The 15,236-nt window shown below is 70.7% G+C and carries 15 protein-coding genes; 11 read left to right on the forward strand and 4 right to left on the reverse strand.

Annotated elements, in window-relative coordinates; all coding sequences use genetic code 11:
- Positions 1-82 precede the first annotated feature (82 nt).
- Both ACFVYE_RS36580 and purU read left to right on the forward strand, forming a co-directional pair.
- Positions 83-529, forward strand: coding sequence for a hypothetical protein (locus tag ACFVYE_RS36580; RefSeq protein ID WP_093899874.1), 447 nt, complete (start codon positions 83-85; stop codon positions 527-529).
- Positions 530-557: 28 nt separating this feature from the next.
- Positions 558-1,436, forward strand: a complete 879-nt coding sequence (gene purU, locus ACFVYE_RS36585; protein WP_383962762.1) for a formyltetrahydrofolate deformylase — start codon at positions 558-560, stop codon at positions 1,434-1,436.
- Between the two features lie 33 nt (positions 1,437-1,469).
- Here purU and ACFVYE_RS36590 read toward each other — a convergent pair whose 3' ends face one another.
- Together ACFVYE_RS36590 and ACFVYE_RS36595 are read right to left on the reverse strand one after the other, a co-directional pair.
- The gene (locus tag ACFVYE_RS36590; protein WP_383962759.1) at positions 1,470-2,825 is read right to left on the reverse strand and encodes a zf-HC2 domain-containing protein; all 1,356 of its coding nucleotides are present in this window, start codon (positions 2,823-2,825) and stop codon (positions 1,470-1,472) included.
- Positions 2,822-3,412 (reverse strand): RNA polymerase sigma factor, encoded by a 591-nt coding sequence (locus ACFVYE_RS36595; protein WP_383962756.1) that lies wholly within the window; start codon positions 3,410-3,412, stop codon positions 2,822-2,824. The genes ACFVYE_RS36590 and ACFVYE_RS36595 overlap by 4 nt, the downstream gene beginning before the upstream one ends.
- A 334-nt stretch (positions 3,413-3,746) precedes the next feature.
- Between ACFVYE_RS36595 and ACFVYE_RS36600 the strand changes: the two genes are divergently transcribed.
- On the forward strand, positions 3,747-4,115 hold the full coding sequence (locus ACFVYE_RS36600; protein WP_383962796.1) for an STAS domain-containing protein: 369 nt from the start codon (positions 3,747-3,749) through the stop codon (positions 4,113-4,115).
- Between the two features lie 80 nt (positions 4,116-4,195).
- Positions 4,196-4,717 carry an EF-hand domain-containing protein gene (locus tag ACFVYE_RS36605; protein WP_383962753.1) on the forward strand — a complete coding sequence of 174 codons (522 nt, stop codon included), beginning with the start codon at positions 4,196-4,198 and terminating at the stop codon, positions 4,715-4,717.
- Between the two features lie 55 nt (positions 4,718-4,772).
- Here ACFVYE_RS36605 and ACFVYE_RS36610 read toward each other — a convergent pair whose 3' ends face one another.
- A complete protein-coding gene (locus tag ACFVYE_RS36610; protein WP_389608328.1) occupies positions 4,773-6,368 on the reverse strand; it encodes a class I adenylate-forming enzyme family protein in 1,596 nt (531 codons plus the stop codon).
- Positions 6,369-6,525: 157 nt separating this feature from the next.
- Here ACFVYE_RS36610 and ACFVYE_RS36615 point away from each other — a divergent pair, with 157 nt between their 5' ends.
- The 4 genes from ACFVYE_RS36615 to ACFVYE_RS36630 all read left to right on the forward strand — a co-directional run bounded on the left by ACFVYE_RS36615 (position 6,526) and on the right by ACFVYE_RS36630 (position 10,927).
- Positions 6,526-7,719 (forward strand): amidohydrolase family protein, encoded by a 1,194-nt coding sequence (locus tag ACFVYE_RS36615; RefSeq protein WP_383962748.1) that lies wholly within the window; start codon positions 6,526-6,528, stop codon positions 7,717-7,719.
- A 7-nt stretch (positions 7,720-7,726) separates the two neighbouring features.
- Positions 7,727-8,881: an acyl-CoA dehydrogenase gene (locus tag ACFVYE_RS36620; RefSeq protein ID WP_389608349.1), complete on the forward strand. Its 1,155-nt coding sequence runs from the start codon at positions 7,727-7,729 to the stop codon at positions 8,879-8,881.
- Positions 8,882-8,888: 7 nt separating this feature from the next.
- Positions 8,889-9,872 carry an acyl-CoA dehydrogenase family protein gene (locus ACFVYE_RS36625; protein WP_389608329.1) on the forward strand — a complete coding sequence of 328 codons (984 nt, stop codon included), beginning with the start codon at positions 8,889-8,891 and terminating at the stop codon, positions 9,870-9,872.
- A 518-nt stretch (positions 9,873-10,390) separates the two neighbouring features.
- Complete coding sequence (locus tag ACFVYE_RS36630) at positions 10,391-10,927, forward strand: ATP-binding protein (RefSeq protein WP_389608330.1); 537 nt, start codon at positions 10,391-10,393, stop codon at positions 10,925-10,927.
- Positions 10,928-10,977: 50 nt separating this feature from the next.
- Here ACFVYE_RS36630 and ACFVYE_RS36635 read toward each other — a convergent pair whose 3' ends face one another.
- The gene (locus tag ACFVYE_RS36635) at positions 10,978-11,904 is read right to left on the reverse strand and encodes a cyclase family protein (RefSeq protein WP_383962737.1); all 927 of its coding nucleotides are present in this window, start codon (positions 11,902-11,904) and stop codon (positions 10,978-10,980) included.
- A gap of 83 nt (positions 11,905-11,987) precedes the next feature.
- Between ACFVYE_RS36635 and ACFVYE_RS36640 the strand changes: the two genes are divergently transcribed.
- The 3 genes from ACFVYE_RS36640 to ACFVYE_RS36650 all read left to right on the forward strand — a co-directional run bounded on the left by ACFVYE_RS36640 (position 11,988) and on the right by ACFVYE_RS36650 (position 15,185).
- Positions 11,988-12,902, forward strand: a complete 915-nt coding sequence (locus ACFVYE_RS36640; protein WP_383962734.1) for an SDR family oxidoreductase — start codon at positions 11,988-11,990, stop codon at positions 12,900-12,902.
- 82 nt (positions 12,903-12,984) lie between these two features.
- A complete protein-coding gene (locus ACFVYE_RS36645; RefSeq protein WP_383962731.1) occupies positions 12,985-14,139 on the forward strand; it encodes an acyl-CoA dehydrogenase family protein in 1,155 nt (384 codons plus the stop codon).
- On the forward strand, positions 14,136-15,185 hold the full coding sequence (locus ACFVYE_RS36650; RefSeq protein WP_383962728.1) for a Zn-dependent alcohol dehydrogenase: 1,050 nt from the start codon (positions 14,136-14,138) through the stop codon (positions 15,183-15,185). The genes ACFVYE_RS36645 and ACFVYE_RS36650 overlap by 4 nt, the downstream gene beginning before the upstream one ends.
- Positions 15,186-15,236 lie beyond the last annotated feature (51 nt).

A 15,236-nucleotide genomic window follows, 5' to 3' on the forward strand; every position in this document is an offset into this window, starting at 1 on the left:
GAGCTGGGAAGGGAACGTACGATCGACAACCGTGCAGCAAGGTTCGGAGAACACTTCCCGTCGCGGCCGTCGCTCCTCCACCATGGGCGGCATGCCGCTGAATGACATGCCTTGGTGGCGCTGGCGCAGCAACGTGCGCTCGGCGCTGCACATGCTCTCCGACCCCGTCTTCCACCACGAGTGCTGGCTGGCCGGCCAGGAAGGGTACGGCGACGTCACCGACGCCGTGTACCGCCTGGTCGAGGACACCTGGCTGGACAACTGGTCCGCCGAGAAATACGTCGGGACGATCTTCCGCGACTCCGGCGAGTCCGCCCTCGTCGACGTCGCCGTGCTCCGGGTGCTGCGCATCATGCACCAGGTCGGCGCGGACGCCCCCGTGTCGGCGTATCTGGAGCACCACGGCTGGCCGGAGGCCGTACGGGCCGCCCGCGAGGCCCATGTGCTGCTCGCCACCAACGACGGCGACGACCCGGACGCTCCGCCGCGCTCCCTGGATGTGCTCCGCATCATGACCAGGACGGCCTGACAGCGGTCCGGTATGGCACGCTACGGGCATGACCGCGCCGCAGCCTGCTGAGACCACCCCGGACCAGTACGTCCTCACACTCTCCTGCCCGGACAAACAGGGCATCGTGCACGCCGTGTCGAGCTATCTCTTCATGACCGGCTGCAATATCGAGGACAGTCAGCAGTTCGGCGACCACGACACGGGTCTGTTCTTCATGCGCGTCCACTTCTCGGCGCACAGCCCGGTGACCGTGGAGAAGCTGCGGGCCAGCTTCGCCGCGATCGGCGACTCCTTCCGGATGGACTGGCAGATCCACCGCTCCTCGGAGCGGATGCGGGTCGTGCTGATGGTCAGCAAGTTCGGGCACTGCCTCAACGACCTGCTGTTCCGCTCCCGGATCGGGGCGCTGCCGATCGAGATCGCCGCCGTCGTCTCCAATCACACGGACTTCGCCGAGCTCGTCGCCTCGTACGACGTTCCCTTCCGGCACATCCCGGTGACCAAGGAGAACAAGGCCGCCGCGGAGACGGAGCTGCTGGATCTGGTCCGCGAGGAGAACGTCGAACTGGTCGTCCTCGCCCGCTACATGCAGGTCCTCTCGGACGATCTGTGCAAGCAGCTGAGCGGCCGGATCATCAACATCCACCACTCATTCCTGCCGAGCTTCAAGGGCGCGAAGCCGTACCACCAGGCGCACGCCCGCGGTGTGAAGCTGATCGGTGCGACGGCGCACTATGTGACGGCCGACCTCGACGAGGGGCCGATCATCGAGCAGGAGGTCGAGCGGGTGGGCCACGGCGTGACGCCGGACCAGCTGGTCGCCATCGGCCGCGATGTGGAGTGCCAGGCGCTGGCGCGGGCGGTGAAGTGGCACGCGGAGCGCCGCATTCTGCTCAACGGCCGCCGCACGGTGGTCTTCTCGTAGGACGCGGGCCGGGCGGGACTTTGCGGGCCCCGCCTAGAGCCGGCTCAGCGACGCGGCCGCGAACAGCACGTCGCGGATCGCCTCGCGGTCGCCCTCCTGACCGGCCGCAGCCTCCACCGGCGGCACATGCCCGGCCACCAGCCGGCAGAACTCGACGCCGTCCAGCGCGACCTGCGCCACCGCGTGCGCGGGCGAGCCGACCGCGGCCGGGGAGTCCAGCGGGATGTACCAGTCACCTCCGCCCGAGCCCTCGACCTCCAGATGCAGCGAACGGCCCGGTGAACCGGCCGTCACCAGATGGCGGGCCGGGCCGGCCAGCCCCGACCTGCGGCGCTCGGCAAGAGCGGCCGGAAGGAGCCGGGCCGCCAGGTCGATCATCCGGTTGAGATGGGCGGCCGACGGCGCCTCGTACGGATAGTCCACCGCAGCCGCGATGTCGCCGCCGTGCACCCAGCACTCGAAGGCCCGGTCCAGCAGCGAGTCGTGCATCGGAAGGGCGAAGTCCCCGTACGAGACGGAGAGTTCGGCAACTTTGCGACCGGCGAAGGACACCGTACGGATGAGGGTGTGGCTCTGCTCGCGCCATGGCTCGCGGATCGCACGGGTGAGTGGCCGCCGGGCTCCCGACCAGTACTTCTCCGTGCGTGCGCCGGGCGAGAGCGGCCAGTCGACGCCCCGGCCCATGGCGCCGTCGCCGAGCGGTACGTCGATGCCGAGGGCGGTGCCGACCAGCCCGTCGACGGTCATGAGGTGGCCGATGACGCCCGCGACCGTCGTCTTGCGATTGACCGCCTGCTCGCCCTCGAACCACTTCAGCCGCACCGGGGCGTGCCACTCCGAGCCGCCGATGTCACGCAGCAGCGCGTCGAGCCGCGCGGTCTCCGCGTCGTACGGGGCGGCCCAGTCCGGCACCGGGATGTCGGCCGGACGGCGGCTCAGACAGGTGTCGATCACCCGGGAACGCAGCGCCGGATCGAGATCCAGGCTGCGGTCGGTCTGCAACAGGCCGACCGCGTCGCGCAGCCGCAGGGCCTCGTCCGCACACGCGGCGCACACGGTCAGATGCGCCTCGACGGCCTCGGTCTCCTCCGCCGAGCAGGCGGCCAGGGCCCAGGCGCCGAGGAGGGCCTTGAGGACGCGATGGGGCAGCACCAGCGCCGGTGCGGCGGGCGGGTCCGAAGGTCCCGGTGGTGCCACGGCAGATTCCGGTTCCGGTGTCGTCGGCCGCGGCTCCTCGGGCTCGGTCGCGGGCACGGGCGGCGGCAGGGGGAAAGCGCCGAGGTCGAAGTCGTCCGCGGCGGCCCGGGGTCCCGGTATGCGCGGCGCGCCCCGCAACTCGTCGTCGCGTCCGTCCCCCTCGTGTCCGTTCGAGTCGTCGTCACCGGTCACAGCGGCCGTCCGTATCCGGGCGGCGACGACCCCTCCAGAGGGCGGGTGTGCGCGGTGGAGAGCAGTTGCAGCCCGAGCCGCAGCCGGCGGCGGGCCTCGTCCTCGGTGACCCCGAGGTCGGCCGCCGTCTGCCGGTAGTCCCGGCGCTGGATGTACGCGAGCTCCAGTGCGGCCCGTAGCGGGGCGGGCATGGACGCCACGATGTAATCGGCGCGGGCGGCGGCCGTGGCCCGGCGCACCCGCTCCTCCAGACCGGCCCGGGCCGCGGCCCCGGTCTCCTCGTCCGTACCGCCCGGGAGGCCGTCCTCCTCGCGCAGCCGCCGCACGGACTGGCGGTGCGTGAGCCGGGCCACCCAGGACCGCATCGAGCCCTGCTTCGGGTCGTACGCGTCCGGGTTCTCCCACACGTAGCCGAAGACCTCGCGGGTCACGAGATCGGCGGCGGTCTCGTCGTCGAGCATCCGGTGGGCCTGGCTGTGCACGAGCGAGGCGAACCGGTCGTAGAGCTCGCCGAGAGCAGCCGCCTCACCGCGCGCCAGCCGCTGCTGCATCTTGCGGTCCCAGCGGGGTGGTGCGTTCTTCGGCATACGACCCCCAGCCCTGTTCCCCCCGTCACATCGAATGTAGTCGGCGGCACCGACGATGCACGCCCTTTACGGCAAGTACGCCCCTGATGAGGCCCGGGATGATAGGGAATGCGCCATCCACCGACGACGGTTCCGATTGTGTCCCGCCGGGCGGCTCGGTGTTTCATGGGGCTGCGGTGGGGGCAGCCGCGATGAGGAACGGAAACTTCCGGAACGTCGGAATCCCCGCAACGAGAGGCCCAGTCGCGTGAGGAATCCTTGCCTCAGTGGAAACCACCCACCAGCTGCAGCCACCCACGCCCCCCGGCTCACCCAGGATCGTTCCCGGACGCCACTGAAAGTGGCCGAGACCGCGCAGGGCGACTGGACCGTGCTGCGCATACGGGGCGAACTGGATCTGGTGACGTCGCCCCTCGTGCGCCAGTCCGTCCATGACGCGGTCGCCGTCGGCCGCCACGATGTGGTGCTCGACCTCTCCGAGGTCCTGTTCTGCGATTCCAGCGGCGTCGGCGTACTGATCGCGGCCCGCCGTCTGATGCGCTCCTGCGGGGGCCGGCTGCGGCTGATCCTGCCGGCCCGCGGTGCGGAAGAGGGTTCTCACGTCAACCGGGTGCTCGCCGCCCTCGGTGTACGCCGTCTCTTCGACGTCTACCCCGACCGGTACGCGGCCGTCGACGACGAGGCCCGGCCGCTCTCGGCGTGAAGCCGGTCCATGACCAGGTTGTAACACCGGTGGCGCGCGTAAGTGACACGTGACGCCTGTCGGCGCCGTAGGCTCCCCGCATGGACAGCGCAGAGTATGAGCGCAAGATCGCCTTCCGCTTCGCCGCCTTCGACCAGGACGGCAACGGATACATCGATCGCGCGGATTTCAGTGCCGCCGCGGCCCGTCTGCTCACCGAGTTCGGTACGACGGCCCGCTGCGACAAGGGGCAGGCCCTCTACACCGGGGCCGAGGCCTTCTGGCAGGGCATGGCGGGCATCGCCGACGTCGACGGGGACCAGCGCGTCACCCGTGAGGAGTTCGTGGGCGGGGCCGTGAAGCGGCTGCGCGACAACCCGGAGCGCTTCGCGGAGATCGCCCGCCCCTTCCTGCACGCCGCGATCGCCGTGGCGGACCAGGACAACGAGGGCGCGGCCTCCGTACCCGCTGTGGAGCGAGCACTCAAGGTGCTGGGCGCGAGCGCGGAGACGGCGGCTTTCGCGGCGCGGAGCCTGGACGCGGACCAGGACGGCAAGGTCGGCGAGAACGAGGCGGTGGCGGCGTTCGCCGCCTATTTCACGGTGATCGCGCCGGACATGTAGCCAGGGGCACGGGTGGCTGGAACGGGGCCGGGTTCGCCCGGCCGCCGTTGTGTTCTCAGTCGCCGGACGGGCTCGTGAGACGCCCTCGAACGGCGGGCGGGACGGGGGCGGAGAACCGCTCCCGCAGCCGGTACTTCAGTACCTTCCGCAACGCCTCGTTGCGCGGCAGTGCCGCCACCACCTCCAGCTGTTCCGGCAGCTTGTGCACGGAGAGGCCCTCCGCCCGCAGGTAGCCGGTGATTTCCGGCAGGGTCAGGAGGTCGGCGCCCGCCGGCTGTTCCACGACCGCGCAGACGCGTTCGCCGCGCTCCGGGTCCAGAAGCCCGATCACCGCCACGTCCCCGACGCCCGGGTGCCGGTGCAGCAGGTCCTCTATCTCCTTGGCGGAGATGTTCTCGCCCTTGCGGATGATGACGTCCTTCAGCCGCCCGGTGAGCACCAGATGTCCGCTCGCCTCGACATGGCCGATGTCGCCGGTGACCAGGAACCCGTCCGCGTCGAAGGCCGCCGCCGACGCCTCGGGGTTCAGATATCCCTTGCAGACGGCCTCGCCGCGCAGCCGTACCTCGCCGTCCGTGCCGTACGGCAGTGGCTTGCCGTCCTCGTCGGTGATCCGTATCTCCATGCCCTCGGGCGGGCGCCCCTCCGTCTCGGCGAGGTGTTCCGTCGTGTCGTCGGGGGCGCCCATCGTGATCATGGGGACCTCGGTCATGCCGTACCCGTGGGTGAGCTGGATGCCCATCTCCCGTACCACCGCGTGGTAGATCTCCGGCGGTTTCGGCGCCCCGCCGCCCGCCAGCAGCCGCAGGGTGGGGATCAGCTTCAGGTCCGGGGCCTTGCGCTGTTCGGTCAGGAACATCGAGTAGAACGCCGTGGAGCCGCCCGCTACCGTCACCCCGTGGTGCCGGTAGCCCTCCAGCGCGTCCGGCATCGCGAAGTGCTCGAACAGGACTGCCGGGAAGCCGTACAGCAGCAGCATCACCGCATAGTCCGGCCCGCCGACATGGGCGAACGGGAAGGCCACCGAACCGACGTCGTCCGCCGACAGGCGCAGCGCGTGGGCCAGGCAGGAGCCGCCCGCGATCAGGCTGCGGTCGGTGTGGAGGACCCCCTTGGGGTCGGAGGTGGTGCCCGAGGTCCAGTAGATCCAGCGCACCGCCGTCCCGTCGGCGGGCGGCGGCGGCAGTACGGACGGGTCGCCGTCCGGCAGTGACCCGTACGCCTCGAAGACCAGCGGCGGGTGCTCGGCCTCCGCGGCCAGCCGGTGCGCCATCGCCGTGTGGTCGAAGCCGCGCCAGGCGCCCGGCACGGCGAAGAAGCCGGCCTTCGACTCGCGCAGGGCGAATCCCGCCTCGCGGTCCCGGTAGAACGGGATGACGGGCGACTGCACGGCCCCGATCCGGGTCAGCGCGAACGACAGCAGCACCGTCTCCAGCCGGGTCGGCAGCTGCCAGGCGACCACGCTGCCGGGGCGCACGCCCATCCCCCACAGCCCGGCCGCGACCCGCTCGCAGCGGTTGCGCAGCTCGCCGAAGGTGAGGGTGCGGTCGTCCTGGATCAGGACGGGGCGGTCCGGGGTCAGTGCGGCCCGGCGTTCGATGAGTTCCCAGAAGGTGGCCGATGCGCCCAGGGCGTGCGCGGTCTCGTTCACTGCGTTCCCCGCTCCCTCGTAACTGACGGTCAGTCAGATCGTGCCGAGAGCGTAGAGCGCCGCGCCTTGTCGGTCCAGGGGTGCGGGGCTAGCCTGAGTGCTGAAACCGAATCTGACGAACCATCAGATGCGTGCAGTGTGCGCCGAAGGGGACACCATGACGGAACTGCCTCGGATCGTCAGCGTGGACGACCATGTGATCGAGCCGCCGCACCTCTTCTCGACCTGGCTGCCCGCCAAATACCGCGAGCGCGGCCCGCAGCCGCTCACCGCGGGCATCGGCGAGCTGGCGTACACAGGGGGCAAGTACGTCATCACGATGGACCCGGACGGGCCGCCGACCGACTGGTGGATCTACGAGGACCTCAAGTTCCCGTACAAGCGGAACATCGCCGCCGTCGGCTTCGACCGCGACGACATGACACTGGAGGGGATCACCCGGGCCGAGATGCGGCCCGGCTGCTGGGATCCGGCCGAGCGCCTGAAGGACATGGACCTCAACCATGTCGAGGCGAGCCTCTGCTTCCCCACCTTCCCGCGCTTCTGCGGCCAGACCTTCGCAGAGGCGCACGACAAGGAAGTCGCGCTCGCCTGCGTCCGCGCCTACAACGACTGGATGGTGGAGGAGTGGTGCGGCGACAGCGGCGGCCGGCTCATCCCGCTCTGCATCATCCCGCTCTGGGACATCGACCTGGCGGTGGCGGAGATCAAGCGGAACGCGGCGCGCGGGGTGCGGGCGGTGACCTTCTCCGAGATCCCCACCCACCTCGGGCTGCCGTCGATCCACACCGGCTACTGGGACCCGTTCTTCGCGGTCTGCCAGGAGACCGGCACGGTCGTCAACATGCACATCGGGTCCAGTTCGCAGATGCCCGCCGCCTCTCCCGATGCCCCGCCCGCCGTGCAGGCCAGCCTCTCCTTCAACAACGCCATGGCCTCGATGATGGACTTCCTGTTCAGCGGGGTGCTGGTGAAGTTCCCACGGCTGAAGCTCGCCTACAGCGAGGGCCAGATGGGCTGGATCCCGTACGCCCTGGAGCGCGCCGACGACGTCTGGGAGGAGCACCGGGCCTGGGGCGGGGTGCGCGATCTGATTCCCGAGCCGCCGTCCACGTACTACTACCGGCAGATGTTCTGCTGCTTCTTCCGTGACAAGCACGGCGTCGCCTCGCTCGATGTGGTCGGACGGGACAACGCCACCTTCGAGACCGACTACCCGCACGTCGACTCGACCTTCCCGCACACCAGGGAGGTCGCCCTCGACCACGTCAAGGGACTGGACGACGAGACCGTCTACAAACTGATGCGCGGAAACGCGATCCGGATGCTCGGTCTGGACCTGGACAAGTAGGCGCGTGGTGGATCTCGCGTACACGGAGGCCGAGGAGGAGTTCCGGGCGCGGCTGCGCGAGTGGCTGGCCGCCGTGCTGCCCTCACTGCCCGCGAAGCCCGGCCCCGACGACTGGCCCGGGCGCCGCGCATACGACACCGCCTGGCAGCGGATGCTGTACGACGCGGGCTACGCGGGCCTGCACTGGCCCGTCGACGCCGGCGGGCAGGGCGCCACCCCGACCCAGCATCTGATCTTCCTGGAGGAGACCGAGAAGGCCGGCGCCCCGTACGTCGGCGCGAACTTCGTCGGGCTGCTGCACGCCGGGCCCACGATCGCGGCCGAGGGTACGGCCGGACAGCGGGCACGCTGGCTGCCTCCGGTGCTGCGCGGCGACGAGATCTGGTGCCAGGGGTTCAGCGAGCCCGACGCAGGCTCGGACCTCGCCTCGCTGCGGACCCGGGCGGTGCGCGACGGCGACCACTATGTGGTGAGCGGGCAGAAGATCTGGACCTCGCACGCGGAGGTCGCCGACTGGTGCGAGCTGCTGGTGCGTACGGACCCGGCGGCGCCCAGGCACCGTGGGATCAGCTGGCTCGCGATGAGGATGGACGCTCCCGGTGTCACCGTCCGCCCGCTGCGCACGCTCGCCGGGTCCACCGAATTCGCCGAGATGTTCCTCGACGAGGTGCGGGTGCCGGTCTCCCACCGCATCGGCGCGGAGAACGACGGCTGGCGGGTCACCATGGTCACCCTCTCCTTCGAACGCGGTACGGCATTCGTCGGCGAGGTCGTCGCCTGCCGCCGCACCCTGGCCGCCCTGGCAGCCGAGGCGCGGGCGAACGGCCGCTGGGACGACCCGGTCCTGCGCCGCAGGCTGGGCAGGCTGAACGCCGAATTCCGGGCGTTGTGGCGGCTCACCCAGTGGAACGTCAGCGAGGCGCAGAACAGCGGGGGCGTCCCGGGCACCGGCGGCTCGGTCTTCAAGCTGCGCTACTCGCACGCCCGCCAGGAGCTGTACGAGGCGGCAGCCGAGGTGCTCGGCGCGGACGCGGCCGATCTGGACCGGGAGTGGGCCTTGGACCGGCTCTCCTCGCTCTCGTACACCATCGCCGCGGGCACCTCGCAGATTCAGCGGAACATCGTCGCCGAGCGGATTCTCGGCCTGCCGAAGGGGCGGTGAGCGGACTGTGGACTTCCAGCTCTCGGACGACCAGCGGGCCCTGCGGGCGGGGGTACGGGAACTCCTCGCCGGGCGCTTCGGCAGGGACCGGATGCGGGCGGCTCTCGATGGCGGCACGGGCATCGACCGGGCCCTGTGGCGGGAGCTCGGCGAGGCCGGGTTCTTCGCGCTGCGGCTGCCGGAGACGGAGGGTGGTGTGGGGCTCGGGCTGCCCGAATCGGTCCTCCTCTTCGAGGAGGCGGGGCGGTCGCTGTTGCCCGGACCGCTGATCGCCACCCATCTCGCCGCCGGTGCGGTGAAGGGGGCGGCGGAGGGCGAGACGGTGGTCGCGGTGCTGGACGCGGGGCAGCCGGTGGGGCACCTGGGGGATGCGGACGGCCTGCTCGTACTCGGACCGGGGGAGGCGCGGGCCCCGGGGTCGGAGCCGGGGCCGGGGGAGGTGCGGGCCGTGACCGGCGGGGCGCTGCGGGATGTCGTACGGGAAGCCGCCAGGCCCGTACGGTCGCTCGACCCGTTCACACCCCTGTGGCGGGTCACGGGCCCCGTCGGGCCCGGCGAGCTCCTGTCCGGCGGGGCGCGGCTGCGCGACGAGGGCGCCCTGCTCGCCGCCGCCGAACAGCTCGGCAGCGCCGCCCGTACGACAGAGATGGCCGTCCAACACGCCGGTGAACGCGAACAGTTCGGTTCGCCGATCGGGTCCTTCCAGGCGGTCAAACACCTGTGCGCCGGGATGCTGGTCCGCGCCGAGCTGGCCCGCAGCGCCGTCTACGCGGCGGCCGTGACCGGAGACGGGGCCGAGATCGCGGGCGCCAAACTGCTCGCCGACGACGCGGCGGTCCGCAATGCGCGCGACTGCCTTCAGGTGCACGGCGGAATGGGCTTCACCTGGGAGGCAGACGTCCATCTGCACCTCAAGCGGGCATGGCTGCGGTCCGGGCAGTGGCTGACGACGGCGGCGGCCGAGGAGGCGCTTGCAGCCGACCTGTGCTGATTGCGCATGGGTTCCGTGGAGGCTTCGGGCGCGCGGCAGGCGAGTGGATGCGGGACGCACGCATGTGACAGGCAGGCCGCTGAGCCTCACGCTGCGGAGTTACGCAGCGGAGTCGGCAGGTTCCGATGCCGGCTTGTGTCCTTTGCGTAATTCGTCACGGGGTGGAGTCGGCGCCGGGCTCAGGTACGCTCCGTTGGATGCGAGAGGTTCTGGAACCGGATGATCCGGATGTTGCCCGTGCGGCGACTCCGGTCCGGAAGAGGTGCCCTGGTCGCATTCCACGCAGAAGCGCCGGGCCTGCCCGGGAGACGACTCCCGCGGTCTCGATGCGCCTCTGTTCGACTCCCCGCAGCGCGCGTCGCACAGTATGCACCACGCGTACTCCTTCGCGCTGGAATATGCCCGAAGCGCTTGTTGCGGTGACTGTACGTCAACCATGCTGTCTCGTAAGGGAATCACGTTCCGTGACCCTGAGGAGGCGCGAGGCGATGTGTCCGCCGGTTCGGATGGTGTGAGCGGTGCAGGTGCTTCAGGTTCAGCTGGAGGTCGGGCCGGATCCCGCGGAGGTCGGGAGGGCCCGTAGATGGGCGCGATCGAGACTGGTCGGGTCCGGGATAAGAGACGACGAGCCGCTGGCCGAGACGCTCATCCTGCTGATCTCGGAGCTGGTCACCAATGCGGTGGTCCACACCGGATGTCCGGCCGTGCTGCGCATGCTGTTCGGCGCGGCGGAAACGGCGGGGGTGACCGGGACCGTGCGGGTCGAGGTGGCCGACACCAGCTGCCGCCCGCCGCAGCAGCGCCACGCGGCGGGCGAGGACACCGGCGGCCGGGGCCTGGAGCTCGTCGACGGCCTCGCGGACCGCTGGGGCTGGCAGCCGGAGGGTGCCGGGAAGCGCATCTGGTGCGAGGTCGACCGGGGCGCCCCGGTGATTCAGGTGGTGCCGGTGCACCCGGGCGTGCAGAGTGCACAAGGTGTTCATGGCGCACCGGGCGCGGTGGATGCGGACCGCGAGGCGTACGAGCCGTCACGAGTCGTTACGAATCACGCATAAAGGCTGAAGCGGACGGTCCGGGTTGCGGTACGGCGCCGGCCTGAGCCCCTTCAGAGGACGGCGACCGGGGCGACCGGGGTGCCGGTCGCGCCGACGAACGGTTCCGCCATCGCGGAGAGCAGGAAGCTGTACCGCTTCTCTTCCGCACAGGCTGTGGACAACTTTTCCAGATTCCAGTTCTGGCCCTGCAGCATGCCCATCTCGACCAGGTCCAGCGCATGCACTCCCAGCCACAGATCCTCGATCTCGGGCGGGAAGATCTCGAAGGTCAGGGTGTCATTGGCGACCGCCGCGACATCGCGCGCACGGAACCACTCGGGCGTCCTGATCGAGAGACCGGGCGACGGATAGGCGTACGCATGCTTGTCGCCCGCCAGATGGACCTGCATCTGCCCCGTCCGTACGAGCACGATGTCACCGGCCCCGACCCTGACCCCCGCCAGCTCCTCGGCCGCGTCCAGGTCCTCGGGGGTGACGGCATGGTCGCCGGGCAGCCTGTCCGTGCCGTGTGCGCGTGCCACATCGAGCAGTACCCCGCGCGAGACGATGTGCGGTGCCTTGTCGATCCCGCTGAACTGCGCGCCGCCGTGCGCGGTGATCGTGGCAGCCGGGCGGCCGTTGTAGATCATTCCCGAGTGCGAGGCGTGGGTGAGGGCGTCCCAGTGGGTGGCCGTCTGCAGGCTCAGGACGGCTGTGTCGTCGCTGGTGGCGACGGTGCCGGGGCCGAAGAGTTCCTGGTTGATCTGGACCATGGTGTGCAGCGGATTGATCCGCCCCGGGATCAGCCCGCTCTGGACGCCGTCCTGCTGGAGGGGGAGCGCGAGCGGGATGCGCAGCCCGGTGCGGACGGCGGCTGCCGCCTCGCGTACGACCGCGTCGGTGATCAGGTTGAGCGTGCCGATCTCGTCGTCGGCGCCCCAGCGGCCCCAGTTGTTGACCCGCTTGGCGATGTCGTGGAACTCGGCCGGCAGTGACATGGAGCCTCCCGGGGCTTGTGTTCGTGGACCTGATGGCCCATAAAATCTAACGGTCCGTCAGAAACCGCGGGAAGGGGCCGGACATGGGGAACTTCTTGGCAGGCAAAGTGGTCGCCGTGACGGGTGCCGGGCGCGGCATCGGGAGGGCGGTCGCACTCGCGGCGGCGGCCGAGGGGGCGAGAGTCGTCGTCAACGACTACGGCGTCTCCATCGAGGGCGGCGAGCCGAGCAGCCGGATAGCGGAGTCCGTCGTCAAGGAGATCGAGGCGGCGGGCGGCGAGGCGGTGGCCGTCGCCGACGACATCTCCACGATGGCGGGCGGGCAGCGGATCGTGGACACGGCGCTCGCACAGTACGGGCGGATCGACGGGGTCGTGTGTGTGGCCGGGATCCTGCGGGAACGGATGCTGTTCAACATGTCCGAGGAGGAGTGGGACCCGGTGGTCGCCACCCACCTCAAGGGCACCTTCACCGTCTTCCGGGCCGCGTCGGCGGTGATGCGGAAGCAGGAGGACGGCGGCACGCTGATCGGCTTCACCAGCGGCAACCATCAGGGCAGTGTCGCCCAGGCCAACTACAGCGCCGCCAAGGGCGGGATCATCTCGCTGGTACGGAGCGCGGCGCTCGGCCTGCACAAGTACGGCGTCACGGCGAATGCTGTCGCCCCGGTCGCCCGCACCCGGATGTCCGCCAATGTGCCCATGGAACTCAAGGAGATCGGCGAGCCGGAGGATGTGGCGGCGCTCGTCGTCTACCTGCTCAGCGAACGGGCCCGCAAGGAGAGGATCACCGGCCAGGTGTACACGATCGCAGGGCCGAAGATCGCGGTCTGGGCCCAGCCGAGGGAGCTGCGGGCGGGGTACGCGGAGGGGACCTGGACCCCGGAACGGATCGCGGACTTCCTGCCGGGGACGGTGGGCACGGACCCGATGCCGATGCTGGCGCAGTTGGAGGAGATGGCGGCTGCTGCGGCGGCGAGGGCGCGGCCGAACGCGTGACCTCCCGCCGGGGCTCCGCCCCGGAACCCGCTCCTCAATTGCCGAAGGGGCTGGATCTTCCGCCCGATCCCAAGGAGTTGACGTGGACTTCGCATTCGACGCGGCGGACGACGGCTTCCGCCAGGAGGCCCGGTCCTGGCTGGAGGCCCACCTCACGCAGCCCTGCGCCACCGAGGGCGGCCGTGCCTGGGAGCAGGAGTTGGGTCGTGCCGGCTGGATCGGCCTCGGCTGGGACAACCACGGCGCCGGCCACGGCAACCGGCACGCAAGCCTCACCCAGCAGGTCGTCTGGGCCGAGGAGTACGCCCGCGTCAACGCCCCCGCCCGGGTCGGCCACATCGGCGAGAACCTCCTCGCCCCGACCCTGATCGCCCACGGCTCCCAAGCGCAGAAGCAGCGCTTCCTGCCCGCCGTGGCGCGCGGCGACGAGCTGTGGTGCCAGGGATACAGCGAGCCGGGCGCCGGATCGGACCTCGCCGGGGTGCGGACGGCCGCCGTACCCGACAGGAGCCGCGGCGGCCACCGCGTCACCGGGCAGAAGATCTGGACGTCGCTCGCGAGGGACGCCGACTGGTGCTTCGTCCTGGCACGTACGGAGCCCGGCTCCGGCCGCCACCACGGCCTGTCGTTCCTGCTGGTGCCGATGGACCAGCCGGGCAGGATCGAGGTGCGGCCGATCCGTCAGATGTCGGGTGCCAGCGAGTTCAACGAGGTCTTCTTCGACGGGGCGCACGCACAGGAATGTGTCGGCGGCGAGGGCAACGGCTGGGCGGTTGCCATGGGACTGCTGGCCCTGGAACGCGGCGTCTCCACACTCGTCCAGCAGATCGGGTTCGCCGCCGAACTCGACCAGGTGGTCCGCGCCGCCGTCGACGGCGGCGCCGTCACCGACCCGGTACTGCGCGAGCGCCTCGTGAGGCAGTGGGCGGAGCTGCAGACCATGCGCTGGAACGCCCTGCGCACCCTGGGCACCGCGGGCGACCCCGGCGCACCGAGCGTGGCGAAACTGCTCTGGGGCGGCTGGCACAAGCGCCTCGGCGAGCTGGCCGTGGAGATCAGGGGCGCGGCGGGTGCCGTCGGTCCGGGCGACTGGTCGGCGCAGACACCGTACGAACTCGACGAGGCGCAGCGCCTGTTCCTGTTCACCCGGTCCGACACCATCTACGGCGGCTCGGACGAGATCCAGCGGAACATCATCGCCGAGCGGGTGCTCGGCCTACCGAGGGAGCCGAGATGAGAGGCGTCGTCTTCGACGGCAAGCGGACCGAGGTCGTCGACGATCTGGAGATACGCGATCCGGGCCCCGGTGAGGTGCTGGTGGCGGTGGCCGCGGCCGGGCTGTGCCACAGCGATCTGTCGGTGATCGACGGGACGATTCCGTTCCCGGCGCCGGTGGTGCTCGGGCACGAGGGTGCGGGCGTGGTGGAGGCCGTCGGTGCGGGCGTCGGCCATGTCGCGCCCGGCGACCATGTGTCGCTGTCCACGCTGGCCAGCTGCGGGGCGTGCGCCCAGTGCGACCGGGGCCGGCCGACGATGTGCCGCAAGGCGATCGGGATGCCGGGACAGCCGTTCAGGCGGCGCGGGACACCGCTCTACCAGTTCGCGTCGAACTCGGCCTTCGCCGAACGGACCCTGGTCAAGGCCGTGCAGGCGGTGAAGATCCCCGCCGATCTGCCACTCACCTCGGCGGCCCTGATCGGCTGCGGGGTACTGACGGGAGTCGGAGCCGTACTCAACCGGGCGAAGGTCGACCGGGGCGACACGGTTGTGGTGATCGGCACGGGCGGCATCGGACTCAATGTGATCCAGGGCGCCCGGATCGCGGGCGCCCTGACGATCGTCGCTGTCGACGCCAACCCGGCGAAGGAGGCGGTGGCGCGGCAGTTCGGCGCGACGCACTTCCTGACATCGGCAGAGGGCGTACGGGAGATCCTGCCCAGCGGCGCGGACCACGCCTTCGAGTGCGTGGGTCGGACAGAACTGATCCGTACCGCGATCGATCTGCTGGACCGGCACGGCCAGGCGATCCTGCTGGGCGTCCCCGCGGCGACGGCGGAGGCGTCGTTCCTCGTCTCGTCGATGTACCTGGACAAGTCGATCCTGGGCTGCCGGTACGGCTCCTCACGCCCGCAGCGGGACATCGCGCTCTACGCGGACCTGTACCGGGAGGGCAGGCTGCTCCTGGACGAACTCGTCACCGAGACCTACGCGGTGGAGGACTTCGCCGAGGCGGCGGACGACGCGCACCACGGCCGGGTGGCACGGGGGGTGCTGGTGTTCTAGGCCCTGCGAAGGTCTTTGGGGGCCGGCGTCTTCCCGGACCGGTGAATCCCT

Source organism: Streptomyces sp. NPDC058239 (assembly GCF_042882185.1).
In the GTDB taxonomy this organism is placed as follows: Bacteria; Actinomycetota; Actinomycetes; order Streptomycetales; family Streptomycetaceae; genus Streptomyces.